The organism is Pseudobythopirellula maris (assembly GCF_007859945.1).
Lineage (GTDB): Bacteria > Planctomycetota > Planctomycetia > Pirellulales > Lacipirellulaceae > Pseudobythopirellula > Pseudobythopirellula maris.
This window is the reverse complement of sequence record NZ_SJPQ01000001.1, coordinates 1,476,738-1,502,888: the sequence shown is the minus strand read 5'-3', so window position 1 is coordinate 1,502,888 and position 26,151 is coordinate 1,476,738. Positions and strand designations below refer to the sequence as shown.

The 26,151-nt window shown below is 66.8% G+C and carries 17 protein-coding genes; 8 read left to right on the top strand and 9 right to left on the bottom strand.

The features are described 5' to 3' along the window. From Mal64_RS05565 to Mal64_RS05555, 3 genes are all read right to left on the bottom strand, one after another. Positions 1 to 762, bottom strand: coding sequence for a phosphoribosylformylglycinamidine synthase subunit PurQ (locus tag Mal64_RS05565; RefSeq protein WP_146397872.1), 762 nt, complete (start codon positions 760 to 762; stop codon positions 1 to 3). 118 nt (positions 763 to 880) lie between these two features. Beyond that, on the bottom strand, positions 881 to 3,835 hold the full coding sequence (purL, locus tag Mal64_RS05560) for a phosphoribosylformylglycinamidine synthase subunit PurL (protein WP_146397870.1): 2,955 nt from the start codon (positions 3,833 to 3,835) through the stop codon (positions 881 to 883). Then, complete coding sequence (locus tag Mal64_RS05555; protein ID WP_146397868.1) at positions 3,816 to 4,670, bottom strand: prephenate dehydrogenase; 855 nt, start codon at positions 4,668 to 4,670, stop codon at positions 3,816 to 3,818. Before Mal64_RS05555 ends, purL begins: the two co-directional genes overlap by 20 nt. A gap of 367 nt (positions 4,671 to 5,037) precedes the next feature. On the opposite strand from Mal64_RS05555, the gene Mal64_RS05550 reads away from it, so the two are divergent. From Mal64_RS05550 to hemG, 3 genes are all read left to right on the top strand, one after another. Beyond that, positions 5,038 to 6,141, top strand: a complete 1,104-nt coding sequence (locus Mal64_RS05550) for a DUF1573 domain-containing protein (protein ID WP_197525476.1) — start codon at positions 5,038 to 5,040, stop codon at positions 6,139 to 6,141. Positions 6,142 to 6,344: 203 nt separating this feature from the next. Beyond that, the gene (locus Mal64_RS05545; protein ID WP_231993627.1) at positions 6,345 to 7,154 is read left to right on the top strand and encodes an outer membrane beta-barrel protein; all 810 of its coding nucleotides are present in this window, start codon (positions 6,345 to 6,347) and stop codon (positions 7,152 to 7,154) included. 142 nt (positions 7,155 to 7,296) lie between these two features. Then, on the top strand, positions 7,297 to 8,739 hold the full coding sequence (gene hemG, locus Mal64_RS05540; RefSeq protein WP_197525474.1) for a protoporphyrinogen oxidase: 1,443 nt from the start codon (positions 7,297 to 7,299) through the stop codon (positions 8,737 to 8,739). A 6-nt stretch (positions 8,740 to 8,745) separates the two neighbouring features. On the opposite strand, the gene Mal64_RS05535 is transcribed toward hemG, so the two are convergent. The 3 genes from Mal64_RS05535 to typA all read right to left on the bottom strand — a co-directional run bounded on the left by Mal64_RS05535 (position 8,746) and on the right by typA (position 13,204). After that, positions 8,746 to 10,101: an SHD1 domain-containing protein gene (locus Mal64_RS05535; protein ID WP_146397855.1), complete on the bottom strand. Its 1,356-nt coding sequence runs from the start codon at positions 10,099 to 10,101 to the stop codon at positions 8,746 to 8,748. A 223-nt stretch (positions 10,102 to 10,324) separates the two neighbouring features. Beyond that, the gene (locus tag Mal64_RS05530) at positions 10,325 to 11,149 is read right to left on the bottom strand and encodes a hypothetical protein (protein ID WP_146397853.1); all 825 of its coding nucleotides are present in this window, start codon (positions 11,147 to 11,149) and stop codon (positions 10,325 to 10,327) included. Between the two features lie 162 nt (positions 11,150 to 11,311). Next, entirely contained in the window at positions 11,312 to 13,204 is a 1,893-nt protein-coding gene (gene typA, locus Mal64_RS05525; protein WP_146397851.1) for a translational GTPase TypA, read from the bottom strand. Between the two features lie 513 nt (positions 13,205 to 13,717). Here typA and Mal64_RS05520 point away from each other — a divergent pair. Then, positions 13,718 to 15,583 (top strand): hybrid sensor histidine kinase/response regulator, encoded by a 1,866-nt coding sequence (locus tag Mal64_RS05520; protein WP_231993588.1) that lies wholly within the window; start codon positions 13,718 to 13,720, stop codon positions 15,581 to 15,583. A gap of 94 nt (positions 15,584 to 15,677) precedes the next feature. After that, on the top strand, positions 15,678 to 16,823 hold the full coding sequence (locus Mal64_RS05515; protein ID WP_146397849.1) for a metallophosphoesterase: 1,146 nt from the start codon (positions 15,678 to 15,680) through the stop codon (positions 16,821 to 16,823). A 99-nt stretch (positions 16,824 to 16,922) separates the two neighbouring features. Here the strand turns inward: Mal64_RS05515 and Mal64_RS05510 are convergent, their stop codons facing one another. Continuing rightward, a complete protein-coding gene (locus Mal64_RS05510) occupies positions 16,923 to 17,753 on the bottom strand; it encodes a fumarylacetoacetate hydrolase family protein (protein WP_146397847.1) in 831 nt (276 codons plus the stop codon). Positions 17,754 to 17,972: 219 nt separating this feature from the next. Between Mal64_RS05510 and Mal64_RS05505 the strand changes: the two genes are divergently transcribed. Next, positions 17,973 to 19,772, top strand: coding sequence for an endonuclease I family protein (locus tag Mal64_RS05505; RefSeq protein WP_146397845.1), 1,800 nt, complete (start codon positions 17,973 to 17,975; stop codon positions 19,770 to 19,772). Between the two features lie 151 nt (positions 19,773 to 19,923). On the opposite strand, the gene Mal64_RS05500 is transcribed toward Mal64_RS05505, so the two are convergent. After that, positions 19,924 to 22,929: a CHAT domain-containing protein gene (locus Mal64_RS05500; RefSeq protein ID WP_197525473.1), complete on the bottom strand. Its 3,006-nt coding sequence runs from the start codon at positions 22,927 to 22,929 to the stop codon at positions 19,924 to 19,926. Positions 22,930 to 23,279: 350 nt separating this feature from the next. Between Mal64_RS05500 and Mal64_RS05495 the strand changes: the two genes are divergently transcribed. Further along, entirely contained in the window at positions 23,280 to 23,516 is a 237-nt protein-coding gene (locus Mal64_RS05495; protein ID WP_146397841.1) for a hypothetical protein, read from the top strand. A gap of 33 nt (positions 23,517 to 23,549) precedes the next feature. Here the strand turns inward: Mal64_RS05495 and Mal64_RS05490 are convergent, their stop codons facing one another. Further along, entirely contained in the window at positions 23,550 to 24,671 is a 1,122-nt protein-coding gene (locus Mal64_RS05490; RefSeq protein ID WP_197525472.1) for a GNAT family N-acetyltransferase, read from the bottom strand. A 280-nt stretch (positions 24,672 to 24,951) separates the two neighbouring features. Between Mal64_RS05490 and Mal64_RS05485 the strand changes: the two genes are divergently transcribed. Then, positions 24,952 to 26,097: a hypothetical protein gene (locus Mal64_RS05485; RefSeq protein ID WP_197525471.1), complete on the top strand. Its 1,146-nt coding sequence runs from the start codon at positions 24,952 to 24,954 to the stop codon at positions 26,095 to 26,097. Positions 26,098 to 26,151: the final 54 nt, after the last annotated feature.

Below are 26,151 nucleotides of genomic sequence, written 5' to 3'. Positions count from 1 at the left end.
TCAATCGAAGAAGCTCACCGCGTTGCGGAAGATCGCGAGCCCCGCCCCTTCACCGCTCAGCCCGCTGCGAGTCCAGCACGGGTGCTGGGTGGCGTCGATGAACCGCTCGGGGTGGGGCATCAGCCCCAGCACGCGGCCCGAACGGTCGCAAACGCCGGCCACGTCGTCGGCCGATCCGTTGGGGTTGTCGCCCTCGGCGTAGCGGAGCACGAGTTGTCCGGCGTTGCGCAGGCGATCGAGCGCCGCCGAGTCGCGGATGGCGAAGCGGCCCTCGGCGTGCGCCACCGGCATCTCGATCGTGTCGATCCCGCGTAGGAAAACGCACTCGCCGGGCGTGGCGTGGAGCGTAACCCAGCGGGCGTCGTAGCGGCCGCGGTCGCTCCAGGCGAGCGTGGCGGAACGCTCGCCGCTCCCTTCGGCGCCCTCGCTATCGAGGTCGAGCAAGCCCGCGCTCATGAGCACCTGATAGCCGTTGCAGATTCCCAGCACGAGCTTGCCGTCGTCGCGAAACCGCTGGCAGGCGTCTGCCAGTCGGCGGCGCAGCTGGCCGCCCAGCACACGTCCGGCGGCGATGTCGTCGCCGTAGCTAAAGCCGCCCGGCACGCAGAGCACTTGGTAGTCGGCCAGCAGGTCGGGGGATTCGAGCAGCCGGTTCACATGAACCGGCTGGGCAACGCCGCCGGCCAATCGGAACGCTTCGGCGGTTTCTTCGTCGCAGTTCGCACCGGGCGAACGGAGCACAAGCACACGGGGGGATGCCATATTATATGCGTCTGAGCGTAGCGTGTATTGTTAGCCGACGAGCCACGCTCGTCGGAAGGCGTCTCGGTAGTTCTGCGACGACCGTGGGTCGTCGGCTGTTGCTTCGAGCACTTTCGGATCACCAACGCAGCGGCGCTTGCCACGCTTCTTTAAGGGCGGCGAGGTCGGCGCGGACGGCCGCGCCATCAGCGGTGATCGCCACGTGGTCGGTTGCGGTCACCTCACCGATGGCGGCGTGCGGCGCCGCCCCCAGGGCGGCCTCAAACGCCTCTGCGTTCTCGGACGCCACCTCGCAAACGAAGCGGCTGTTCGACTCGCTAAACAGCAGGCCGACGGCCGCCGTGGTGAGCCCCTCGCTGGGGGCCGTCGACAGGTCGGCGTCGACGCCCAGGCCGCCCGCAAAAGCCATTTCGGCCAAAGCCGCGGACAGCCCTCCCTCGCTCACGTCGTGGCACGAGGCAACAAGCCCCTGGTCGATCGCCGCGTGAACGCCGGCAAACACCGTCTTGGCCAAATCGGTGTCGACCGCAGGCGCCTCGCCACCCGCGAGTTCTTGGACGAGAGCCAAGTGAGAGCCGCCCATCTCGTCACGCGTGAGTCCGACGGCGTAGAGACGGTTGCCGGCCCGCTTGAGGTCCATCGTCACGCACTTGGCCACGTCGTCGACCTGGCCCATCGCGCTGATGAGCAGCGTTGGCGGGATGGCGATCGTTTGCTTCTCGCCGCCCGCGCCCAGGTAGCTGAACTCGTTGTTGAGGCTGTCCTTGCCGCTGACGAACGGCGCCTCGAACGCGAGCGACAGGTCGTGGCACGCCAGCGCCGCACGGACTAGCGAGCCGAGTGTCTCGCTCCGCTCGCAGTCGCCCCAGCAAAAATTGTCGAGCAGGGCGAGTCGCGTCGGGTCGGCGCCCACCGCCACGGCGTTGCGGATCGCCTCGTCGATCGCGCTGGCCGCCATGCGGTACGTATCGAACTCGCCGTATCGCGGATTGATGCCGCAGGAGATCACCAAGCCGCGGCGCGACGATAGCTTGGGACGCACGACCGCCGCGTCGCCCGGACCGTCGTTCTGAACGCCGACCAGCGGCTTTATAACGCTGCCGCCCTGCACCTCGTGATCGTACTGGCGGATGACCCATTCCTTGCTCGCCACGTTGAGCGAGCCCAGGATCTTGAGGAGGTCTTCGGTGTAGTCGTCTTTGGCGGGCGGCGAGAAAGGCTCGGTGGCTGGCGGCGTGTAGGAAGCCTCGCGCACGACCGGCGGGCGGCCGTCGTGCAGCAACGCCATAGGGAGCTCGCCAACGGTTTCACCGTGGAAGGTGAGCTTGAGATCGCCGGTCGGCGTGAAGCGGCCGAGCACCGAGGCCTCGACTCCCTCGGCTTCGCACAGGGCGTGCATCTCTTCCCACTTGTCGTCCGGCACGGAGAAGACCATCCGCTCTTGCGCTTCGGAAATCCAGATCTCGGTGTAGCTGAGACCGCGGTATTTGAGCGGCGCCTTCTCCAGCCACACCTCGGCCCCGATCTCTTCGCCCATCTCGCCGACCGCGCTGCTGAAGCCGCCGGCGCCGCAGTCCGTGACCGCGGTGAACAGGCCCCGGTCACGCGCTTGGAGCAGCACGTCGGTCACCTTCTTCTCTTCGATCGCGTTGCCGATCTGCACGGCCCCGCCCGAGAGGCTCTCGCTCTCGCTGGTGAGCTCGGCGCTGGAGAACGTGGCGCCGTGGATGCCGTCTCTGCCGGTGCGGCCGCCGATCGCCACGATCAGGTCGTTCGGCTGGGGCTCCTTGAACGACTTGTCGTGCGGGATCAGACCCGCGTTGCCGCAATAGACGAGCGGGTTGCCCAGGTACCGCTGGTCGAAGCAAACGGCGCCGTTCACCGTGGGGATGCCCATCCGGTTTCCGTAGTCACGCACGCCGGCCACGACGCCTTCGATGACGCGCCTGGGCGGCAGCACGCCGGGCGGCAGTTCGGAGTCGGGCGTGTCGGGCGGGGCGAAGCAGAAGACGTCGGTCGAGCAGATCGGCTTGGCACCCAGCCCCGTGCCGAGCGTGTCGCGGATCACGCCCCCCATGCCGGTGTTAGCGCCGCCGTACGGCTCGAGCGCCGAGGGGTGGTTGTGGGTCTCGACCTTGAAGCAAACGTTGTCGGTCTCGTCGAACCGGACGATGCCGGCGTTGTCCTTGAAAACGCTGACGCACCAATCGTCGGCGCCCCAACCCTCGCGCAACTTATTGGTGGCGGCGAAGATCGTCTCCTTGAGCATGTTCTCGAACCGCCGCTCGCCCCGCTCGTCGCGGTAGGCGATGCGTCCGGCCAGCGTTTTGTGGCTGCAATGCTCGCTCCACGTTTGGGCGAGGGTCTCCAGCTCGATGTCGGTCGGTGCGCGGCCCTGATCGGCGAAATAACGCTGGATGGTTTGCATCTCGGCGAGTTGCAGGTAGAGCTGCCCCTCGCGGCTGAGTCGCATCAGCCCCTCGTCGTCGAGACCCGCGATATCGACGTGTTTGAGCTCGAAGGCGTGATCCTCACCGGCGTCGAGACTGGTGATCGCGAGCGGTCCGACAACCACTTGTTCGATCGCGTCGTTCGCCAGCAGCCTCATGGCGAGTTCTTCGAGCCGGTCTTGGGTGACTCCTGAAACCCAGTACTTGCGGAGCGAACGGACGTGCGGCTCAGCGACGCCAAGGTCGGCGATCGCGCCTTCCGCGCTGCCCGCGACCGGGTCCATGACGCCCGGCTTGGGCAGCACGTGCAGCAAGCCGATGGGAGAACCGCCCACGCGTTGAACCAACTCGGCCGGCGGCGCCGCTAAATCGATGTCGCCCATCCGGCCCGCGAGCGGGCGTTCGACCACCGGGTCGGCGAGCAACTCGCTCACGATGCGGTCGATCGTCGCGTCGTCGGCCGAGGGCGCCCCGATGAGGAAACCACGCGCCGAAGCGGCCAGGATCGGGGCTTCACCCGCGGCGTAGGCGTCGTGCAGTTCGGCGGCGGCCCGCTCCAGGGCGCGCGCTTCGCGGTCGGTCTCGCCGGTGGCCGGCAGCAGGTTAACTTCCCAGAGCGTCACGTCGTTCTTTTCCTTCGAGTAACATTCGTTCGAGAGCCGGGCCGTCGCCGTCGGCCAAAGCCTTGTCGTAGTCTTCGAGCCGGGCGCGTAACGCGGCGAGTGAGTCCCGCACGCATTCACGGTTCTGCAGCAAAATGTCGCGCCACAACGCGGCGTCGCCAGCCGCCACGCGGGTCGTGTCGGCCCAACCGGTGGCGGCGTAGTCGAGCGTCTCGGCGGGCGTAGCCGCCGCCAACGCGGCCGCGGCCACATGCGGTGTGTGGCTGGTTGCGGCCAAACCGCGGTCGTGGCGTTCGGGGGTGGTTTCCACCACCTCGGCTCCGAGTGACGACCAGAAGTCGTGGGCCCGTTGGAGCGCGGCGGGGTCCGTCTCGTCCGTGGGAGTGAGCACGATCACGCGGCCTTCGAAGAGGTCGGCCCGCGCCGATTCGGGTCCCGTGCGGTGGTCACCCGCAAGCGGGTGGGCGCCCACGAACTGCGGCGCCTTGGCGCCGAGCGCGGCGATCGCATCGCCCACGATTTGGACTTTGGTGCTGCCGGCGTCGGTGAGCAGGGCCTCGGCGGGGCAAGCTTGGGCCGCCCGGGCCAGGGCGGCCGCCACTTCGCCGACCGGGGTGCAGGCCACCACCACATCGGCCCCGCGGGCCGCCTCGGACAGGTCGAGCGTGGCGAGGTCGACCACGCCGGCGTCGCGCATGCGGCCCAGGCTCCGCTCGCTCCGGCCGACGCCAACCACCTCGGCGGCGACGCCGCGGGCTTTGAGCGCCAAGCCAATCGAGCCGCCGATCAGGCCGACGCCTACGACGGCAACGCGTTGGAACCGGACGTCTGGCAAAAAGGGCGGGGTGGGTAAGGGGCGGTGAGCGGTCCGTGTCGCGGGCCCTCAGTCCCGCATTCGCCAAGTGGTAGCTGAGAATCCTAGCAGAAGGGGCGACGCTTGTGGTGGGGTCGTCTGGTGACCGGCCTGTGGCGACGCCGCCCTCCTAGATTACCCATCCGGTACTGCTATTTCACTCTCCCCTGCGATTCATTCAAATCGGCAGAAGAGTTGCACCAAGGAGGATCGATCGAGGTGAATGGGAAAGCTAGATTTAGGGGGGACGGTCGTTGCACTCGTGCCCCAGCCCGACTCGGCGCCGCTCCGAGCCAGCCGCCCCCACCGCCCCCTGTTGCAGCGACGCGTCGCACCGAGGATTCTCGTCATGCCCAGTTTGTTGTCGCCCCGTTACTCGGTCGCCCGTATCGCGGCGATCGTTCCCAGGACCGCGTTGCTGGGCGCACTGGCGGCTGCGCTGCTGAGCGCAGGCGGCGCCTCGGCCCAGGACTGGGCAAAGAAGATGTTCGAGAAGGTCGACCACGACTTCGGCACGGTCGCCCGCGGCTCGGACACCGTCTACAAGTTCGAGGTCAAGAATATCTACAAGGAGGACGTCGAGCTGGAGAGCGTGCGCTCGAGCTGCGGTTGCACGACCCCTTCGCTCGAGGGCAAGCTGATCAAGACGTACGACAAAGCGTACGTGGTCGCCCAGTTCAACACCCGCACGTTCACCGGGCTGCACTCGGCCACGCTCACCGTGCAGATCAGCAAGCCGTACCGGGCACAGGTGCAGCTGCGCGTCCACGGCAACATACGAGCCGACGTGGTATTCAGCCCGGGCTCGGTTGATTTCGGCGTGATCGACCAAGGGGCGACCACCGAGAAAACAGTGGGAGTGACGTACGCCGGTCGCAGCGGATGGAAGATCGAAGACGTCCGCGCCGCAAGCGACGCCCTCGAAGTTGAGCTCACCGAGCGGCAACGCTCTTCGAACCGAGTGGCCTACGACCTGTTGGTGCGCATGCGTGAGACAGCCCCAGCCGGCCTGCTTTCGCAGCAGCTGGTCTTGGTGACCAACGACTCGTCGGCCCCGCGGATCCCGATCGATGTGACCGCACGCATCAAGCCGGAGCTGACCGCCGCGCCAGAGAACCTGGTGTTCGGCGACGTGCCGCATGGCGACACGGTGGCGAAGAAGCTCATTGTGCGTGGCAAGCGGCCGTTCAAGGTCGAGTCCGTCACCTGCGAGCGGGAAGGTTTCGCCTTCGAGGTCGACAACGACGAGCCCGCCATCCGGCACCTGATCGACGTGGAGTTCAACTCCACGGGCAAGGCGGGCGCGTTTCGCTCGCCGGTGGTGATCGCCACCGACCTCGGCGAATCGTTCACCGCTAGCGTGAACGCCTACGCCACGGTGGTTGCGTCGGAGGAGCCGGACTCGGCGGCGGAAGCGGACAACACGACGCAGAAGACCGCTCAGAACCACTGAGAGCTCGTTCCACGAGGGGCGGCGTCAACTTTCTCTTCGGCCTTGCGTCGCCTCGGTGCGATCGCTAGCCTTTCCGCGCGCTCGGCGTTGGCCGTGCGCCGATAGGAATATTGGCCGATTCTTGGCGACGCATGCGCGCGACGATAGCACCAGCCTGGACTTTTAACCCACGAATTTGGCTTATCGCCAGCGTCGTCGTGGCGATGCTGCAGCTGGCGCCTGTCGGCGCTCAGCAGCCTCAACCGCTCGCCCCGGGCGACGCGCTTGCGTTGCCCGGTCTGAACGAAACCGGACTGCGGCATGGTTTGCAGGGCAGCTGTGATTGCGCCGACTGCACGGCCGACGGCTACGCCGAGGAGGGGGTCACCCCCATGCCTTGGTTCTTCCAGCAGATGCACCTGCGGCACTCGAGCACCCACGGCCGGGCGATGGGGCCAGGCAGCCCGCTCCGCGGCACCAGCTGGCTCAACCGGCCGTTCAGCCTGAGCTTCGACACCGGGGCGCTGTTGGTCACCAATTCGATCGACAGCAACGTCGGCACGGCCAACGACCTGATGGCTGGCGTTTCGGTCGGCTGGGATTGGGATCATTACTGGGGCGCCCAGGCCCGTGTGGCGTGGTCAACGCCCAACCTGAGAAACAGCACCCAGCCCGGCACGGACCAGGGCGACAACCTGTTCCTGGGCGATTTGTCGGTGATGTATTACCCGTGGGGCGACTCGCGCACCCGGCCGTACTACCGCGTTGGGTTCGGGCTCACCGACGTCGAGTTCACCAATGACGCGGCTGCTCGCGAGCAGCAAACGATGATCACTCTGCCGATCGGGGCTGGATTCAAGCACCAGATCCGCCGCAATCTGGCGTGGCGTGGCGAGATCGTGGACAACATCGCTCTCGGACAGAGCGGCACGTCGACGCTGCAAAACTTCTCACTCACGTTTGGTGTCGAGTGGCGCTACGGCGGCCGTCCCGACACGCGTTGGGGCTGGAGCAATCACGGCGGGGTGTGGTGAATCGGGGCGTTGGCGCCGTGGGCCCGCTGCTCTGGCGCAGTTACTCCGCAACGCTCTCAGTCTCGCCGCCCTGGAAATGGGGACCGAGCTCGGAATATGGTGGGGAAGTCTCCACCCATTCCTCGAGGTCGATCTCCGCCGCATGGACTCCCCGTCTACCGAATCGCGACGGCCGAAGCGCATCGCGGTCGTGGGCGGAGGCGTCGGGGGGCTCGCCGCCGCGTTGCGTCTGAGCCAGGCCACACCGGCGGTCGATTGGCGGCTGCTCGAGGCGTCGCCGCGGCTGGGAGGCGTGCTCAGCACGGTGCGCAAAGGTGATTGGCTGGTCGAAGAGAGCGCCGATAATTTTCTCACCAAGTTGCCGTGGGCTCGCGACTTGTGCGATGCGTGCGGCATCGGCGACGAGTTGCTGCCCACCGACGAGTCACGCCGCCGGGCGATGGTTGTCTGCCGCGGCCGGCTGGCGGGCGTGCCGCGCGGCTTCGTGGTGATGTCACCCCGCGAATTGGGGCCGATCCTTGCGTCGCCCGTCCTCTCTTGGCGAGGCAGGATGCGGCTGGCGATCGAGCCGCTCGTCCCCAGAGGTCATAAGGCCGGAGACGAGAGCGTCGCATCCTTCGCCCGCCGCCGGCTCGGACGCGAGGCTTATGAGCGATTGGTGCAGCCGCTCCTCTCCGGCATCTACACCGCCGACGCCGAGCGTCTGAGCATGGCCGCCACCATGCCGCAGCTGATCGAGCAAGAGGCCGAATACGGCAGCCTCTACCGGGCGGCGCGGCATGACACGAACAGCGTGAACGCCGGCGAGAGCGGCGCCCGCTACGGCTTGTTCCTCGCCCCTCGCAATGGCATGGAGCAGATGGTGCAGTCGGTGGCCGATCGGCTGCCGCGTGATCGGGTGAGGACAAATGCGAGGGTGGCGAGCGCCACGCTCGGAGAGGCGGGCTTCGCCCCCTGGCGGCTGACCGACGAACGTGGTGAGGCGCTGGGGGAGTACGACGGCTTGGTGCTCGCCACGCCGGCGCCGCACGCCGCGTCGGTGCTGCGCGGCATTAACCCAGAGCTAGCGGGCGAGCTTGGGGCGATCAGCTACGCCGGCGTCGCCATTGTTTGCCTCGGTGTCGACAAGGAGCAGGTGCGACGGCCGCTCGAAGGTTTTGGGTTTGTCGCTCCAGCGATTGAAGGCCGTCGGTTGATCGCCGCGAGCTTCGCCAGTCTCAAGTTCCCCGGCCGGGCCCCCGACGGCAAGCTGCTCGTGCGGGCGTTCATCGGCGGGGCCTTGCAGCCGGAACTGCTGGGCCTCGACGACGATCAGCTTATCAAGCTGGCTAAAGAGGAGCTTGGCGACTTGATCGGCCTGCAGGGCGAGCCGGAGCTCACACACATCGCCCGCTGGCCGGGGGCGATGCCACAATACCATGTGGGGCACACCGACCGGATCGAACGCATCGAGAACGCCACAGCGGCGATGCCCGCCCTGGCGCTGGCGGGCGCCGCCTATCGCGGGGTGGGGATACCGCAGTGCGTGCGTTCCGGAGAGCTAGCCGCCGAGCGGGTGCTCGGCGGCCTTGGCCCCCAGTCCTAGCCGTGCCTAGCGTTGGGCGGTCTGAGCGATGCCCTCAACGCCGAGCTTGATCTCGGCAACCGCCTGGCGGTTGACGAATTCGATGTCGGCCTCGCTCAACCGTCCGAGCGGGACCGTCGTCGTGCGGCCGCTCGACTTGAGCAGACGAACGCTTCCCTCCTGGACGGCGACCAGTCGGCCAACACAAGAGAACTGGCCCGAGTTGTCGACCCAGGGACGCGACTCCGTGCTGGCGTAACCGCCCGGCTCACGGAGGATGGCGCCGAAGTCGCCAAACAGGTCGTCCTCATCGTCGGCCGGCGGCTCATCAGCGGGGGCTTCGTTAGCCGGCACATCTTCCGCCGGAGGGGCGCCAAACAGGTCGTCCTCGGTCTCGGTGTCGCCGAAGCCGCCAAAGAAATCGCCGTCGTCCGGGGCTTCTTCGGCGGGCGGCTCAGCCGGGGCGTCGCCAAAATCGCCGAACAGATCGTCGCCTTCATCGGCCGCCGGCTCGTCGGCAGGGGCCTCGGCGGGGCCATCGAAGAGCTCGTCGCCACCGAAGAAATCGTCGGCGGGCTCTTCGGCGGCAGGCTCAGCGGCCGGGGCGTCGGCCGGCATTTCTTCGGCCGGAGCGGCGGGCTCTTCGAAGAGGTTGTCTTCGCCGCCGAAGTCGTTGCCGCCAAAGTCTTCGGCCCCGAAAGCCTCATCACCGAACGGAGCGGCCTCCTCGGCCGGCTCTTCTACCGGCGCCGGTTCGGCGCCAAAGAAATCGTCCGCGGGCTCATCCTCTGGGGCGGGCTCGAACGGCATCGGGTCTTCGAAAACAGGTTCTTCGGCGGGCTGCTCTTCGAAGGCCGGCTCCTCGAATGCCGGTTCTTCAGTCGCCGGCTCCTCGAACATCGGTTCGTCGAACGCGGGCTCCTCAAACACCTCGGCGGTATCGGGCTCCGGCATCGACTCGGCCGCTGGCTCATCGAACGGGAAAGCGGGCTCCTGCTCTTCGGCCGCAGCGGGCGCCATCGGCTCCAGCTCGGTCGGCTGCTCAAAATCGTTCGCTGGCGGGCTGACCGGCTCGGGGTCGGCCAGTTCGGGCTCCGATTGCATTTGCGTCGAGTGCAGGGTCTCCGAAGACCGGGACTCCGATGACCAAGTCTGCTCGACGACCTCAGACGACTGCTCACCGCAGCAGCTCGTCTCGTGCACAACAGCCGGCTCGCAGCACGGCTCGGGCTCACAACTCGGAGCGGGCTCGCAGCAGACAGGCTGGCAGCAAGAGGGCGCCGATTGGCTGTGGATGCGAGACCACAGCCCGGCCGAAGCGGGCTGGATCGCTGTGGCGAACGCCACCAGAGCCACAAACGCGGTGTTCAGGAGCCTCTTCATCGTCGAACCTCTCCGGAAAGCAAATGGGGTCGTGTCGGCAGCCTAGCCTGGCCCTAACTCATAAGGGCGACGCTGTCAGGACGGCTGGGGGGTGTGCTGGGATGCGGGGTTTCTGCAAAAGGCGTCGATTCCGCAGGCGTCCATCCTAGTTTCCCCGGATTGCCCTGGCAACAATCGTCCGCCTAACCCCCCGTGTAATCGGCAGGGCCATTCCTACCGGTTTTTACAGCGTTTCGCCGAACACTGGTGGGAACTCGACCAGGAAGCGGGCCTTGAGCAGAGCACGGGTTTCGTTGGTTTTCTCTAGCACCAACTCGCCCTCCTTGTCGTGCTGCTTCTTGGCGTTCTGCCACGCCTCGCTGGGGGTGAGGCCTCGGCTGGCCGTTGCGGTCGCGGTGCTGGGATCGACCGAGCGGAAGATCATCTCGTCGCCTTTTCGATACCAGTCGGCGATCCGGTAGCCAGCCTCCACGGCCGTCGGGTCGACTCCCTCGACCTCACACGCCTCGATCGCGCGGGCGCCATAAGCGAACGCCCTGCGGCGGATGCTCATGGTGCGAGCCGCGTGCCCGGTTTGGGCTAGACCCTCAACGCTGCGGTGCAAGTTGTTCACTTCAGTGACGACTTCGCCGATCCGCTTCCAATGCTGCATCGTCGCCACGCGGGCGTGCTTCTGTTCGGGCTGTTCGAACCGCGCCAAGAGCGCCTCGGCGTCGATCGGCTCCTCGAGCTCCGCGCCGTTGCGAAGCGCCGCAACTTCGAACCGCAGCGAGTCGAGCTCTTCGTTCAGGGCGATCGCCCTTTCGAGGTGCAGCTGCTCGATCGAAGGGCAGTCGCCCTCGGGGCATTCGGGGTTGGCCGGGCGCCAATCCTCGGGGATCTGCTCCATCACCTCGGCGTCGCTGAGCGCCGTGTAGGCGACGGCCGACAGGTCGAGGCCCAGCCACACGGCGCCGGCCCACACGCCGCAGCCGACGGCCAGCAGGCAGCCCAAAGTTTCGATGATCGACAGCCCCCGGCGGGCGGGAGCGAAGCGTGTCGCGGACATGACAGACGACCTTGGGACGCGGCGTGGGTGGTGCGGGCTCAAGGGCCGGCCGCCACACAGCGCGCGGGCCCTGAGCAAACCTAGCTCACCGCGATCAAGCACCCACGCGTGCGGCAATCCCTCGCACGCTCTGGTCCCCCATTCCACGCCGAGTTGCGCGGGTCACAACGAAAGCGCGGCCTGCGCCCGGCGGCTCACGCGACGACGGTCGGACTCCTTGAGCATGATCTTCCGCACGCGGAGCCCGGCGGGGGTGACCTCCAGCAGTTCGTCGTCGTCGATGTATTCGAGGCTCTCCTCGAGCGACATCAGCCGCGGCGGGCGGGTCGAGGTGCTGTCGTCCTTGCCCGAGGCCCGCATGTTGGTGAGCTTCTTGCCACGCACCACGTTCACCACAAGGTCGCCCGCCTTGCAGTTCTCGCCGACGATCTGGCCCTCGTAGACCTCGTCGCCTGGCTTAACGAAGAACACGCCGCGGTCGTCGAGCGCGTCGAGCGCGTAGGCGGTGACCGAGCCCGGCTCGTGGGCGATCAGCACGCCGCTCGAGCGGTGGGGCACGTCGCCCCGCATCGGCTCGAAGCCGATCACGGTGTGGTGGACGATGGCGTTGCCCTGGGTGGCGGTGAGCATGCGGCTGCGCAGACCGATCAGCGAGCGGGCTGGGATCGAGAATTCCATGTGCACGAAGCCCGTGGCGCCCGACTTCTGGCCCATCTTGATCAGGTTCGCGCGGCGGTCGCCCAAGAGCGCCATCACGGAGCTCTGGTGATCGGCCGGCACGTCCACGACGAGCAGCTCGACCGGCTCCTGGCGTTCGCCGTCGACAACGCGTTCGACGACGGTCGGCTTGCCGACGCAGAGCTCGAAGCCCTCGCGGCGGAGGTTCTCGATCAGGATGCCGAGGTGCATGAGTCCGCGGCCCGACACGCGGTACTGCTCGCGCGTCTCGCCCGGCTCGACGCGGAGGGCGGCGTCGCTGCGCAGCTCACGCTCGAGGCGGTCGCCGATCTGGCGGCTCGTGACAAACTTGCCGACACGGCCCCCCAGCGGTCCGTCGTTCACGCGGAAGGTCATGTGCAGCGTCGGCAGGTCGATCAAGATCGGCGGCAGGGCGACCGGTTTCTCGGGGTCGGCGATCGTGGCGCCGATGCTCACCGGATCGAGACCGACCACGGCGCAGATGTCGCCGCAGCGGATCTCGGTCGCCTGTTTGCGGTCGAGGCCGTCGAACGTGAACAGCTGGCCGATCTGCTGCGTGGTTGACTCACCGTGGCGGTCGATCACGGTCACCTTCTGCCGGTCGCGGAGCTTGCCGGCCCGCACGCGGCCGATCGCCACGCGGCCGACGAACTCGGAGAAGTCGATCGTTGTGACCAGCATCTGGGTCGGCTCTGCCGAGCGGTCCTCCGGCGCCGGCACGCTGGCGATGATTTTTTCGAGCAGCGCCCGCATGTCCTCGGGCCGCTCGTCGTGGGCGTTGGCCGCCCAGCCTTGCTTCGCCGAGGCGAAGATGAGTGGGAAGTCGAGCGTCTCGTCGTCGGCGCCCAGGTCCACGAGCAGGTCGAACACCTCGGTGACGACCTCGTCCGGCCGCGAATCGGGGCGGTCGATCTTGTTGACCACCACGATCGGCCGCAGCCCCTGGGCGAGCGCCTTCTGCAGCACGAACCGTGTCTGCGGCATCGGGCCCTCGTAGGCGTCGACCACCAGCAGGGCGCCGTCGGCCATCATCAACACGCGCTCGACCTCGCCGCCGAAGTCGGCGTGGCCCGGAGTGTCGATCAGGTTGATGCGGCAATTGGATCCGGCGTCCGACAGGTAGTCGATCGCGCAGTTCTTGCTGAAAATCGTGATCCCACGTTCCCGCTCCAGGTCGTTCGAGTCGAACACCAGTCCGTGCTGTCCGCCGGCCATCTTGTCGAGCTGCTCGTTGCGGTAGCGGCCCGATTGGTACATCAGCTGATCCACCAGCGTCGTTTTGCCGTGGTCGACGTGGGCGATGATCGCGACGTTGCGGATCTGCTCTTCGGTGCTGGTAGCGGCGTTATTCGACATCGAGAGGGGGGCAGCCTTGCGGCTGGACGGGGAGGGTGGGGAGTGGGGGGGCGGCGTGTGGCGGGGGGGGCGGTGTGGTATCCACGCCGGGTGGGGGTCGCATCGTGTCGGCCGCCCGGGAGGCGACAGACCCGCTATTCTAGGCATGCGGGGGGTGATCGTCACCGGCAAACCGTCAACTCCGGGCTATTGGGGCAGTTGCCTCGGTTTGCCGTCGCTCGGCGACAAACCACCTGTGGGGGAGGCCTGTAGCGGCGGCGCCGGTTGCAGGAGAGCAGGACGCCGCAAAGAAGCCGTAGGCCCTAAAGTTTATGGAGACCGCTTCATCGGGCGATCGATGCTCAACAGTGGGTAGAAACTAGCAGCCTAGGTCCATAACCTAGCGCCAGACTGGTTGTTCCGCTTTCGGGACGTACCTATAATCGGTTAGTGTGTGGGGGGATCGCATGGCGTTCCCACCCTGAACAGAGAGGCCCGCTGCGAGCGGGCGCCGTCTCGCCAGCGAGAGCGTTGGTGTCGCACCAAGACACAACCAATGTTGACGGCCCGGACGCTTCGCTCCCCGAGGGCGAGTGTGGGCCGACGGCCCAGGGCCAGGGGGCGGCCGATCGCCCCGCGTCTGGTCAATCTGCGACAGGTCAATCGGAGACCGGCCCCTCGCCCGCACCGCAGGGTGATAAGCCCAAGATCCTCTGCCTGTCGCGTGGCGACGCCGAATCGCAAGCGCTCAATCAGCGGTTCGCCGACGGGGTCGACGTCGATACGGTGAGCTCCCCTCTGCGAGCGATCGCCAAGCTCGCCAACGGCGACTACCAGGGGGTCTACGCCGACGCCGCTCTCATGCTCCCCTCGGCCGAAGCGGGACGCATCATTCAGAACGAGCAGATCCTGCGCGGCATGCCCGACGGGGTGGCGCTCCTCGATGCGGACAACCGGGTGCTGTGGGCCAACGGCACGCTCTGCGGCTGGACGACGCGCGACGGCGTTGTGGGCGTCAACTTCTATCAGTTGCTTGGCGGCCCCGAGATCCTCGGCCCCGAGTTCTGCCCATTCCACACGGCCCTCGCCACGGGCAAGCCGGCCACCACGACGCTCCGCTGCGAAGAGGGCCGCTATTTCATGGTGAGTGCGGCGCCGCTGCCGAACTTCGACGGATCGCCCGCTGAGCAGTTAGTCGTCACGCTCCGCGACGTGACCGATGAGCAGCAGCAACAGCAGAAGCTTGCGGCGATCCACCAAGCGGGCATCGAGCTCGCCGACCTCACGCCCGAGGAGGTGGCCAGCATGGGATTCGAGGAGCGGATCGAGCTCCTCAAGTCGAACATCTTGCACTACACGCAGGACGTGCTGCAGTTCGACGTGGTCGAGATCCGCATGCTGGACCAGAACACCGGCGTGCTCGACCCGCTGCTGGCCGTGGGCATCAAGCCCGAGGCCGAACGCCGCACCCTGCGGTCCGAGACGTCTGGCAACGGCGTGACCGGTTTTGTGGCGGCCACGGGCAAGAGCTATTTGTGCGAGGACACGAGCGAGGACCCGCTTTACCTCGAAGGCGCCCAAGACGCCCGCAGCTCGCTCACCGTCCCGTTGTCGTTGCACGACCAGGTGATCGGCACGTTCAACGTCGAGAGCCCCTCTCCGGGCCGCTTCACCGAGAGCGATCGACAGTTCCTGGAGATCTTCTCGCGCGATGTGGCGATGGCGCTCAACACGCTGGAGCTGCTGGCCGCCGAGAAGGCGTCGACCGCAGCGGCCAGCGTCGAGGCGATCCACTCGGCGGTCGCCCTGCCGGTGGACGACATCCTCAACGACGCCGTCAACGTGATGGAGCGTTACATCGGCCACGAGCCGGACGTGGTCGAGCGGTTGCAACGCATCTTACGCAACGCCCGCGACATCAAGCAGGTGATCCAGAAGATCGGCCAGAACCTGGCGCCCGTGGAGGCCCGCCCGCTGAGCGCTCGCGTCGAGCAGCGTCCGCTCTTGGCGGGCAAGCGGCTGTTGGTGGCCGACGACGACGACGCCGTGCGTGTCGCGGCCCACGACCTGTTGGAGCGTTACCACTGTGTGGTGGAGACGGCCCACGACGGCAAAGAGGCGATGTACATGTGCCGCAACCTCGGCCCCGGCGAGGCGTACGACGCCATCATCGCCGACATACGTCTGCCCGACATGTCGGGCTACGAGTTGCTGCTCAACCTCAAGGAGCGACTCAATCACGTGCCGCTGATCCTGATGACCGGCTTCGGCTACGATCCGGGTCACTCGATTGTCAAAGCTCGCCAGGCCGGCCTGCAGGCGGTGCTCTACAAGCCATTCCGCCTCGACCAGCTCATCGAGACCGTGGAACAGGTCGTTGGATCGAAGGTCACGGCCTGAGCGGCGGTCGTTCGGCCTGACAAGCCCGAGCTCGATCTGTTACCGTTTTGGGGAATCGTTCTCTGCCCCCTGCTGTTCTTCGGTCTCGACGCGCATGGATTGGTTGTTGCTGCTCGTCGCTCTGGTTGGCCACACGGCGATCTGGGTTGGGGTCGTTAACCGGATCCACGCTTACGGATGGCCCCATCGGTTGGTCGACGCGTTGACGTTGCTTTCAGGAATCCTACTGGCGGGGATTCCCCCGCTGGCGGTTTGGCGCGGCATCGTGGGAGAAACCCGCTACCGCGGAGACGCGTTGGCGATCTACACCACCTTTTGTGTTCTCATGGCCCTGTGGGCCTTGCTCAGGCACGCGATGGTCAACGCCGTCGACCGACTCAAGATGCCAAAGGTGCGCCGCGACGTGCGCGAACTTGATCTGCGTGAAACGCTCGGCCCCGAGGCCGTTGCCAAGGGCCTGCCGAGGCGGCTCGCTGCGATCCCGGGCAACGAAATCCTCCGCCCCCAGATCGAGGAACTCGAGTTTGAGTTGGAGCGGCTGCCGGCCGAGCTCGACGGGCTGAAGATCGCCCACCTGACCGACCTGCACGCTTCGGGCCGCGTGACAGTCGAGTACTATCGCCACATCGTCGAGGCGACCAACGCCTGGGCGCCCGACGTGGTGGTGCTCACGGGAGACCTTGTCGAGCACACGCCACGGATCGATGAAACGGTTGCGGTGCTCCAGGGGCTCGTGGCGCCGCAAGGCCGGTACTACTTGCTTGGCAACCACGACAAAAAGATGGACCACGATCGGCTGCGGGCGGAGCTCGACCAACGCGGCTTCTTCTGCCTGGCGGACAAGACCATCGAGGTGTCGCTCCGAGGCGCTGGAGGCGCGCACGCCGCGGTGACCCTCTTCGGCGACGAGCGGCCTTGGTTTGGCCAAGGGCCCAGCTTGCCCACCGATCCCGGCTTCACGATCGGTCTGGTCCACACGCCCGACCGCTTCCACGAGGCGGCGGATAGCGGGGTGGACCTCGTGCTGGCCGGTCATTGCCACGGCGGTCAGATCCGCTTCCCGCTCATCGGCGCCGTGCTCTGCCCCAGCCGCCACGGCGTGCGCTACGCCAGTGGCACTTTCCGTCGCGGGCGGACGGTGATGCATGTGAGCCGTGGCACGGGCGGCTTGTTCCCTGTGCGGTGGAACTGCCCGCCCGAGCTGACGTTGCTGACTCTGCGATCTCCCAAGTCGAGTTAGAGCGTTTTTCTAAGCTCTGACGCAGAGCACGGAATGCGGTGTGGTGCGTTGCGAGCCTGCTCACCATCACGCAAGCCTCGGCGAAAGTCCCCTAGCAGCTCAAAGGTCGCGGTGGTCGAGCTGCTCCGCTCGCTCCTCGACTACCGGGTTCGAGAGACGGCCGATCCGCTCGATCTCTACCACGATCTCGTCTGAGGGCTTGAGCCACAGCTGTGGGTCGCGGGCCATGCCAACACCCGAGGGGGTGCCCGTTAGGATCACCGTGCCCGGCGCCAGGGTGACGCTGGCCGAGAGAAACTCGATGAGCGTCGGCACATCGAAGATCATGTCTGACGTGTGCGCGTCTTGCACCGTCTCGCCGTTGAGTCGGGAGGCGATGCTCAGGTTGTTCGGGTTGGGGATCTCGTCGGTCGTCACGATCCACGGACCGAGTGGGGCGAACGTGTCGAACGTCTTGCCGCGGCACCACTGCCCGCCGCCGCCTCGCTTCTGCCAGTCGCGGGCCGACACGTCGTTGCCGCAGGTGTAGCCGAGCACGTAGTCGAGCGCGTTGTCACGCGAGGCGTTCTTGCACGGCTTGCCGATCACCACCGCCAGCTCCGCCTCATAATCGACCTCGTTGCTGCGGAGCCGGCGCGGCAGCTCGATTGGGGCTCCCGTCGCGGTGGCGGCGGAGGGGGTCTTCATGAACACGACCGGAAACTCTGGCCGCTTGGCGCCGGTTTCTTCGGCGTGTTTGGCGTAGTTCAGACCGATGCACAGAATCGCTGCCGGCGCGATCGGCGGCAGCGGCGAAGCGACTTCCGCGGATTGCCGTGTGTCGCGCAGACCGGAGTATGGGTCACCCTCGGCCAGGGTTACCCCGCCATCGGGTTCCCGCAGACCGTACTGAACCGCGCCCTGGGGGTCGAGGAATCGAACGATCTTCATCGGCAGGGGTCCTGAGTACTTGATTCACAGGGGGATTCGCGTGCCCGCGGCGAAACGGCTGAGCCTTCATCAGAGCCTCAGGCCCGCGGGCTGGCAACACGCCTGTAGCGGCCATTCGCTCGCAACGTCGGCGATGACTGGCTAGATTGGTAGTTCTCTCCCCAACGCTCCCGCCTTGCTATCCCCCTCAGTCTCGCCGCAACGCCTCGCGGCACGCCCATGATATTTGCTCAACGGCCAAGTTTTCTTGCTCTTGTCGTGTTGCTCGTCGGGCTAGCCACCGGCTTACAAGCCGATCCGTACGCCCCCGGCAACTACTACGACGGCTTGTCGCTCAATGGCGCCACTCTCAAGTCGGAGCTCAACGACCTGATTGATGGCCACACGGTGCGCTCTTACAACGACGCGCGATCGATCTTGCAGGTCACCGACGTCGATCCCAACGACCCGGACCGCATGATCCTGATTTACAACCGCGAGTCGCTCGACGTGTCGGCGATCAATCCGAACGGCGGCATCCCGGGGTGGGACAGCGGCGTGAGTTGGAACCGTGAGCACACTTGGCCACGAAGCTTGGGGGTTGGCTCTTCTGGCGCGGACAACAGCGACCTGCACAACCTGCGGCCCTCGCGCAACAACATCAACTCGCAGCGCGGCAACCTGAACTTCGGCGGCGAGTATGGTGAGCAGGGGTACGGCCCGCTGTCGGACGGCGGCACGGTCTGGTACCCGGGCGACGAGGACGCCGGCATGGTCGCCCGGCAGATGTTTTACATGGACACCCGCTACGAGGGCGGCCCAGGCGATGGTTCGAGCACCACGGACCTCTCCCTCGTCAACAACACGCCCGGGACCGGTGGAACCACACTCGGCAGGCTCTCGAGGCTCATCGAGTGGCACTACGAGGCGGTTCCCGATGAATTCGAACGGCGCCGCAATCAAGTCATCTACGACGACTACCAGCACAACCGCAACCCGTTCATCGACCACCCCGAATGGGTGTGGGCGGCGATCATCAACCAAACGAATGACAGTCAACTAGCGATCGCTGGCGGAGTAAGCGGCGGGGCCGGGGCCACCTCGCTCGATGTCGACCTCGGCCGGGCATTCGTTGGCGGTGCGGGGCCCGGCACACAGAGCGTGACGCTCAACAAGTCGGGCGACGACGGCGTGTACTATGAAGTCGCCACGTCGGGAGACGCGACGAGCTCGGTCAGCGGGCGGCTCAATGCCTTCGGCTTGGGGGGCTCCGGCTCGCGTTCGATCGAGGTCGGCCTCGACGTTTCGACCGCCGTCGCTGGACACTACGCCGGCGAGGTGACCATCGACAACCTCGACATCACCACCGGCGCCGGTGCCGGCCGTGGCGCTCAGGATGGCGACGACGTGATCGACGTCGGCTTCACGGTCCTGGAGCACGCCGTCGCGTCGTTCGATTCCAGTGATCTGATCGAAGAGCTGACGATCGACTTTGGCGAAGTCTCGTTCGGCTCGACCCCGCTTCTGGAGATGTTTGACCTTGTGAATTTCATGGGCGCGGGCGGCCCCGGGTTCGCGGCGGACCTCGATTTCGATTCGGTCCTGGGCGTGGGCGACACGCTCGCTTTCGATACCGACTTGGCTGCGTTCACCGGCCTATCACACGGCTCGGCGAGTTCTTTCAGCGCCTCGCTGCTCACCGACACGCTAGGCGAGTTTTCGGCCGAATACACTTTGTCGCTCAGCGATGAGGACCTGCCCGGCGAGCAGCAGCAAAGCTTGACGCTCCAACTCGTGGGCGAGGTGGTCGGGGGCTTGGCGGGCGACTTCAACGGCAACGGCACAGTCGACGCCGCCGACTTCACCGTGTGGCGAGACGGGCTCGGCGTGACTTACTCGCCCGAGCAGTACGACGACTGGGTCAACAACTTCGGTGCGACGATCGAGACCGGTCTAAGCCAAACGGTCCCCGAGCCCGCCGCCGCTTTGCTGGCGGTGGCCGTTCTCGGCGTGCTGGCGGGCCGACGCGGGCGTGGCTAGAGCGGTTTGCTCATAGGTGTAGACGCTCGGCTCGCGATCGGCGTCATGGCTTCGTCAGCCTGCATCGACAATGCACCGCATTGCCTGCTTCGGCTTCCTCGCCACGCCGCCAATCGCTTCCCCCCTCGTCCACACCAATTCGAAAAACGCTCTAAGGCGATTCGGCTTTCGACGCTTCGGTCTCCGCATCTTCAGCGTCGAGGAAGCCGCCGTCATCGATCAGCAGGCGTCCCGCCCAGAAGAACGGGTGCCTGGCCTCGGGGAGTTCCTCGTCCGCATCGCCCGCATCGATGCGCGGCTCCGACCTGGGGTTGAGCCGCGCGTCTCGCGAGATCAGCACGCTGCGTCGCCACGCCTCGGCTGCTGGCAGCCGGTCCGTGCCCAGCAGGAACTGAGCCGACAGTTCGTCGTCGAATTCTCCCTCGGTGGGCCAGCGGGTGAGCATCGCCGTGCGGGCGCCGGAAGCCATCAGCCCGCACGTTGCAAAGAACAGCTCGTCGCCGGGACGAGTCGCGGCATTGGCCGAGCGGCCGCGGCGGCGTGAGGGTTTCAGCATGCTCTGGGCAGCGGTGTGAACGCCGCCAAGCACGAGCCGCTCCGGCCCGCCGAAGGGCATGCGGATCCAGTCCGCCAGCTCGCCCCCTTTGCTCTGAGCAAGCGGGAGGGGACGCCAATCGCCGGTCGAACCTGGCATGAGGTCCGACGGTATCGCGACGATCAACTGATCGACGAGCGAAGCCAAGAGCGTTGGCGAGACGGGCGCGCCCGACACGATTGGCTCGGGCGAGGGCGCCCGGTCGGCGTACGCTTCCCAGGCGACGTCGACTTCGTCTTCACGACTTACGCCGCGCGTCGCGACGCCGGTGCGACGCACCTGCCGACCGCGCCGTGGATCGGACAACGAAAGCCCCAGTGTTGGCGCCGATTGAACCGTGGTCTCGTCAATTAGCAATCGCGTCTCTTGCGAATCAGCCACCGGCAGTAGCTCGAAGGGTGCGTGCCACACCAATCCATCGGGCACGACCACCAGGCTTGTGACTTGCGAGAAATCGAGACGCGATCCCTCCAGCAACCGTTGGGAGAGGCGCTCCGCCGGTTCAAGCCAAGCGTCGCTGCCGAGTTCTTCGTAGGTCCATGTCTTCTGCTGCCCACCACCGGCGATCGCCTCGAGCAGGTCGCTCAGCTCGGGACTGAGTTCCGCTCCCGTGCCCACACGCCAAGCGTGCTCGTCGTCTTTTGAGAGCAAGAAGCCGTAGTACTCGTCGCCCAACGCGTGGTAGACAACGGCGACTTGGCCGTCGGCGAGCCGTTCGCGGAGCACTTCAAGCGGCGCATGCGGAGGGAATCCGAGTGTCGATTGTTCCCTCGCCAGGGCGGCGACAGGCAGCAGCGACTCGCGACGCTCGACCGCCGCGCCAAGCTGCTTGATGCGTTTGAGCAGGTCGCTCTCCAGCCCATCGGCGGTGAACAATGTTTTTTCGTCCCGCAGACCCTCGGCCAGCTCGCGGATCGAAGTCGAGGCTTCGGCCAGCTCGGGGTGACCGAGACGCATCCCTTGGCGCTCGAGCCGCTCGTCCGAGGTGAGCCGCTCGGGCGGGGCGCCGAGCGTTCGTCTGACGGCGGCGCCACGCCCGCCAAGCGGCAGCGACCGGAAGAAGCGGCGTCGTTTGGCGAGCTCGACCAGCTCGATCGCTTCGTCGATCTTGCGACGCCCGATCGCCGTGGCGATCGCTCGGTCGAGGGCGCCGCGGTGATCGGTGGTGAGCACGGCGATCGCATCGAGCGGGTCGGCGCCCCACTCGTCGGGAGTGGGGTCGGCCAGCAACTCGGGGTAAACGAGCGACGCCACCCGCGGCGACAGCCCGCCGGTGTCGAACCGTTGGGTCGTCAGCGCGATTTGCAGGTTGCGCGACGAGAAACGTCTTTGGGCGTCGAGCGTGTCGGCGAGCAGGGCGTAGCCGCCGTCGGTGTCACCCGTGAGGAATCGGCCCATCGCCCGCAGTCGGGCGGCTTGGGCGCCGAGCGGGCTGCCGGCGATGTCGTTGCGGCCCGTGCCAACCCGGCCGAGTGTCTTCGTGGCGACGCCGAGGTCGCGGATGGCCAGCAGTTCGTCCGCACGGCAAACTCGGGCGCGGGCGGCGACGTGATCGAGCTGCTGCCGCTCGGCCCACATGCCGGCCTCTTCGAGCGGCGGGAACGGCCCGCCGCCGCCCGACAAGCGGTGGTTGACGTAACCCAGACGCAACGCCTCGTCGATCACCGACACGTCGTCGTAGGCGTAGGCCGCGATGCTCGCCTCGCCCAGCAGGGCGGCGGCCGCGGCGTGGTCTCCCTTCGCCATCACGATCTCGCCCTGAGCCAGCAGGGCGAGCCCCGTCAGCGCGTGGTCGAACTTGCCGCCCAGGAGCACGGCCCGTTGCAGGTGGGGCAGGGCGTCGTCGTCGCGGCCAGAGCCCGCCAGCGCGACGCCCCATTGGAGCTCGACCCAAGCCTGCGACCAGTGGCCGCGTGGGCCAACGCCCCCGCGTGAGTACGATTCGAGCACGTCCTTGTGAAGCGGGTCGTGGGCGGCGAGCGGCCCGAGAAGCTGGGCCCGTCGGCGGACGGCCCAAGCGGTCGTGCGGACGACCTCGACCGCATCGATCGGCCAAAACTGGGCCGCTTGAACGACGCCGCCTTGCTGGGCTTGGGTGTTGTTGTCGATCCGCCCGATCGAGGCCAGGAAACCGCCCGTGATGCGGCTGGCCACCGGCCGGCGTGTCGAGGCTCCCCATGGGGCGATGTGGGTCGGGCCGCTCTGATCGGGGCGTGGGTCCTGGCGGAACTCGATCGTTGTCAGCCAGGTGCGGTTCGCCAGGTACAGCTCGAGCGCGAGGTCGAACTGTCGCATGGCCGAGGGGTTGTCCCCGGCCAAGTAGTAGGTTTCGCCGAGCATCGCGTGGTAGCAAATCGAATCGATCCAGCGCGCCTGGACCGTCTTGATCCCCCCACGGAGCAGGTTGTTGAAGGCCCGCTCCGCGCGCGAATAATCGCCTCGGTAGAGCTGCTCGATCGCCGCCTGGTGCGCCGGCGGCGGGACCGACGATCTCCCTTGGGCGCGGGCCAGAGCGGGCGAGAGCCCCAGCAGCATCGCTGCTAGCAGGACGCGTTGGATCAACGAACTTGGGGAGCGGCTTGGTGGCATGCGGGGCTTACGGTCGGCAGGTGGAGAGTGTTCGGCACGCCGTGCGGCGCCAGCGGCGCCTTCAATTCGATCTTAGCCGTTCGGGGTCAACGGGGCTAATTTTCACGCCGCAGTCTACCCGCTTTGCCCGGCTGTCCTCGGGCGTTCGGCCTGTTCCGGGTTTCTTGACGAATTGTCAAAGTCTGCTGGTCACGCCGCCGATGACGATTATGACGTTCAAACCAATGGCCAGCCACGGCCCTGCCGCCTTCCCAGGTCGCACGGCGCATTCGGCCACAAGATTCGTTCACGGCGCGACAGCACGCCTCACGGAGAAGTTCGGCATGGACAAACAGACGCAAACGCTTCGCACCGCCTTGGCGGCTCTGGGACTCTCGGCCGCTTGCCTGGGGCTTACCGGCTGCCAGGTCGACTACGCCGGCCAAACGCTCCCGAGCCCGTACTACCTGACGGACGACGTGCAGTACTACGCCCCGGGCCCCGAGTTCAAGCTCGCCAAAGAAGCGGCGGCCTTGAAGGAACAGTCCGAGGCGATAGCTAGCGACCATCAGGGACGCTGATCGAGCGCCACGCGGGCTGCTTGTGCACAGCCGCTAGGCGCTCTTTGTCGCGATTTGCCGGCGGCCTCGCCACCACCGGGCGGCGCGCAGCAGCTGCGGTTTCCATCCCGTCAGCGGTGTGTGGGTGATCCGGTAGTTGGTTTCTACGTGGGTTCGCATCCGCCGCTTGAAGGCCTCGCCGCCGATGCCGAGGTCGTAAGCCACGTCGCCGCGGGCAAAGCTCTCCTGCAGCGCCGCCGCCATCAGCCCGATCCCCACGCCGCTGGGGGCGTCTTGACGGTAGCCCATTCTTAGGCCAAACACGCGGCCTTGGCAGCTGTAGTTGTAAAGGTAGGCGAGCGGTTCGCCGTCGATCCTCAGCACGTTCATGTCGACCATGCCGAGCCGAGCGGCCGCGGCGTGCGTGTCGCGATAGAAGCCGCGGTAACGCTCGTCGGCCAGCGTGTTGCCGGCGTTCTTGGAAGCCTGCCAACTGGCGGCCGACACCCTCTCGCACTCGTTGTAGAGCGACCAAGCGGGGTCGCCGTCGCCGTGGGCGAATGGCTCGGGGCGGTGGTGCGTGACCTCCACCTCGCCGATCTTCGCCAGCCGGCGCGGGATACGACGCAACTCGTGACGGGTCTTGGATGTGCGTGACTGGAGGTACGACTCCCAACCGTCGAATTGGGTCATGTCGATGACCGAGCTCGCTTGGTAGGGCGTCGTTTCGGCGGGCAAGCCGGCGCCCCGCATCGCCCGTTCGGTGCGGCCGCGGTCGGTGGTGTCGTGCGCCATCCAGCGGGGCTCGAATTGATCCCAGTCACGCGGCGTTCGGGCGATGTGCCGCATCGCCATCGTCAGAGCCGCCGCTTGGCAGCGTCCGATAGGGCCGTACCACAAGCCCCAGTTGTCGAGCGGGTAGGTCAGCACCCGCACGTCGCCGTAGCGGCGTCGCTCGGTACGCACACACAGCGGCACGATACTGATCGGCGAACCTTGGGAGCGGACAACGAGCGCCCGCAGCTTCTGGCCCTCGCCGAAATGCCTCCAGTAGGTCTGGAGCCAATCGAGTGTGTGCAGGAACGAGGCGCGAGGCGTCTCGCTCAGCATCGAGTTCCACGCCAGCTGATAGGAGCTAAGCTCGTTGATGTCGTTGATTTCGAGGACATCGGCCATAGGGTCGGATCGTCGGGGTGGGCGGCGGGCTTGGTGGTAGCCACAAGGAGCAACCCCCATGCCGAGGGCCGTGACAAGCCATATCCGCCCGCCGAGGCCGCACAACCTGCGCCACGCGACGGCCCCCACGCAACACGCCTGTGGCGGAATCGCCACGTGTTGCGCCAGCACAACACCAGGCGCGAAGGGTGGCGTGAGTAGCCGCCCGGCAATAGTCTCGTTGGGAGCAGCCGAGAAAGATCGTGCTGCCGAAACAGCTCCCTCTCTTACTACTAATGCCATGAGCGAACCTGCCCCACAGCACGCCGCCGACCTACAAAGGTCCGCGATCGAACGGCTGCACGCCTCGCCTTGGTGCGGGGTGCTCTCGGTGACCGGCGGCGGGGCGACGGCTCTAGGCAGGCTGCTCGCCGTTCCGGGGGCTTCGGCCACCGTGATCGAGGCCGTCGTGCCCTACGCCGAGCGCTCGCTCGCCGAATGGCTCGGCGCGGCTCCCCCCCAGGCGTCGAACGACACCACGGCCCGCGCGATGGCGATGCGCTCGCTGCAGCGGGCGATCGCATTAACGGAGGACGCTACGGAGCACTTGTTCGGCCTTGGCGCCACAGCGAGCCTGACCACGGGCCGACCGAAACGGGGCGAGCACCGGGTTTGCATTGCTGTGCAGACTCTCAAGCAAACCGTCGCGATGCGGCTCGACTTGGAGAAGGGCGCCCGCAACCGCGACGAGGAGGAAGCGGTCGCTTCGCACGCCATCGTCGCCCTGCTGGCCGATGCGGTAGGCTTGGCGGCGATCGATATCGCGAAGACCCCCCCGGGCGTCGAGGTGAAGGTCGAACGCAGCGGTGAGCACCCCGATTGGGGCGACCTGATCTCGGGACGAAGCGATTGCGTGACGATCGGCGCCAGCTGCAAGAAACCAGCGGCGCTGTTCCCCGGGTCGTTCAACCCGCCCCACCAGGGACATCGTGGCATGGCCGACCTCGCCCGGCGGCGGCTCGGCGCGGCGCCGCTGTACGAACTCTCGGTCACGAACGCCGAGAAGCCGCCGCTCGATTTTCTCGAGTTGGAAAAGCGGGTCGCACTCGTCGACGCCCCAATGCTGCTGACCAACGCCCCCACGTTTGTCGAGAAGGCCCGCCTGACGCCAGGCGCCGTGCTGCTCGTGGGCGCCGACACGCTCGAGCGGATCGCCCAACCTCGCTTCTACACTGATGGCAAGGAGGGCCGCGATCGTGCGATCGCCGAGATCGATAGCGTCGGCTGCCGATTCTTGGCGTTCGGCCGAACGGCTGACGGGAGCTTCGTCGGCGCCGACGACCTCAGGCTGCCGCCCGCCTTGCGGGCTATCTGCGACGCCGTGCAGGAGAGCGAGTTCCGCTACGATCAGTCGTCGACCGCGGTCCGTGAGCAGACGCAATCATAGCCACGAAAAGGCACTAGAGCGGTTTGCTCATAGGTGTAGACGCTCGGCTCGCGA

Excerpts from the sequence above, each read along its gene's own strand:
- Mal64_RS05530 (WP_146397853.1), bottom strand. The coding sequence starts at position 11,149 with ATGTCCGCGACACGCTTCGCTCCCGCCCGCCGGGGGCTGTCGATCATC.
- Mal64_RS05515 (WP_146397849.1), top strand. The coding sequence starts at position 15,678 with ATGGATTGGTTGTTGCTGCTCGTCGCTCTGGTTGGCCACACGGCGATC.
- Mal64_RS05490 (WP_197525472.1), bottom strand. The coding sequence starts at position 24,671 with ATGGCCGATGTCCTCGAAATCAACGACATCAACGAGCTTAGCTCCTAT.
- Mal64_RS05485 (WP_197525471.1), top strand. The coding sequence starts at position 24,952 with ATGAGCGAACCTGCCCCACAGCACGCCGCCGACCTACAAAGGTCCGCG.
- Mal64_RS05550 (WP_197525476.1), top strand. The coding sequence starts at position 5,038 with ATGCCCAGTTTGTTGTCGCCCCGTTACTCGGTCGCCCGTATCGCGGCG.
- Mal64_RS05545 (WP_231993627.1), top strand. The coding sequence starts at position 6,345 with ATGCTGCAGCTGGCGCCTGTCGGCGCTCAGCAGCCTCAACCGCTCGCC.
- Mal64_RS05535 (WP_146397855.1), bottom strand. The coding sequence starts at position 10,101 with ATGAAGAGGCTCCTGAACACCGCGTTTGTGGCTCTGGTGGCGTTCGCC.
- Mal64_RS05505 (WP_146397845.1), top strand. The coding sequence starts at position 17,973 with ATGATATTTGCTCAACGGCCAAGTTTTCTTGCTCTTGTCGTGTTGCTC.
- Mal64_RS05510 (WP_146397847.1), bottom strand. The coding sequence starts at position 17,753 with ATGAAGATCGTTCGATTCCTCGACCCCCAGGGCGCGGTTCAGTACGGT.
- typA (WP_146397851.1), bottom strand. The coding sequence starts at position 13,204 with ATGTCGAATAACGCCGCTACCAGCACCGAAGAGCAGATCCGCAACGTC.
- Mal64_RS05495 (WP_146397841.1), top strand. The coding sequence starts at position 23,280 with ATGGACAAACAGACGCAAACGCTTCGCACCGCCTTGGCGGCTCTGGGA.
- Mal64_RS05565 (WP_146397872.1), bottom strand. The coding sequence starts at position 762 with ATGGCATCCCCCCGTGTGCTTGTGCTCCGTTCGCCCGGTGCGAACTGC.
- hemG (WP_197525474.1), top strand. The coding sequence starts at position 7,297 with ATGGACTCCCCGTCTACCGAATCGCGACGGCCGAAGCGCATCGCGGTC.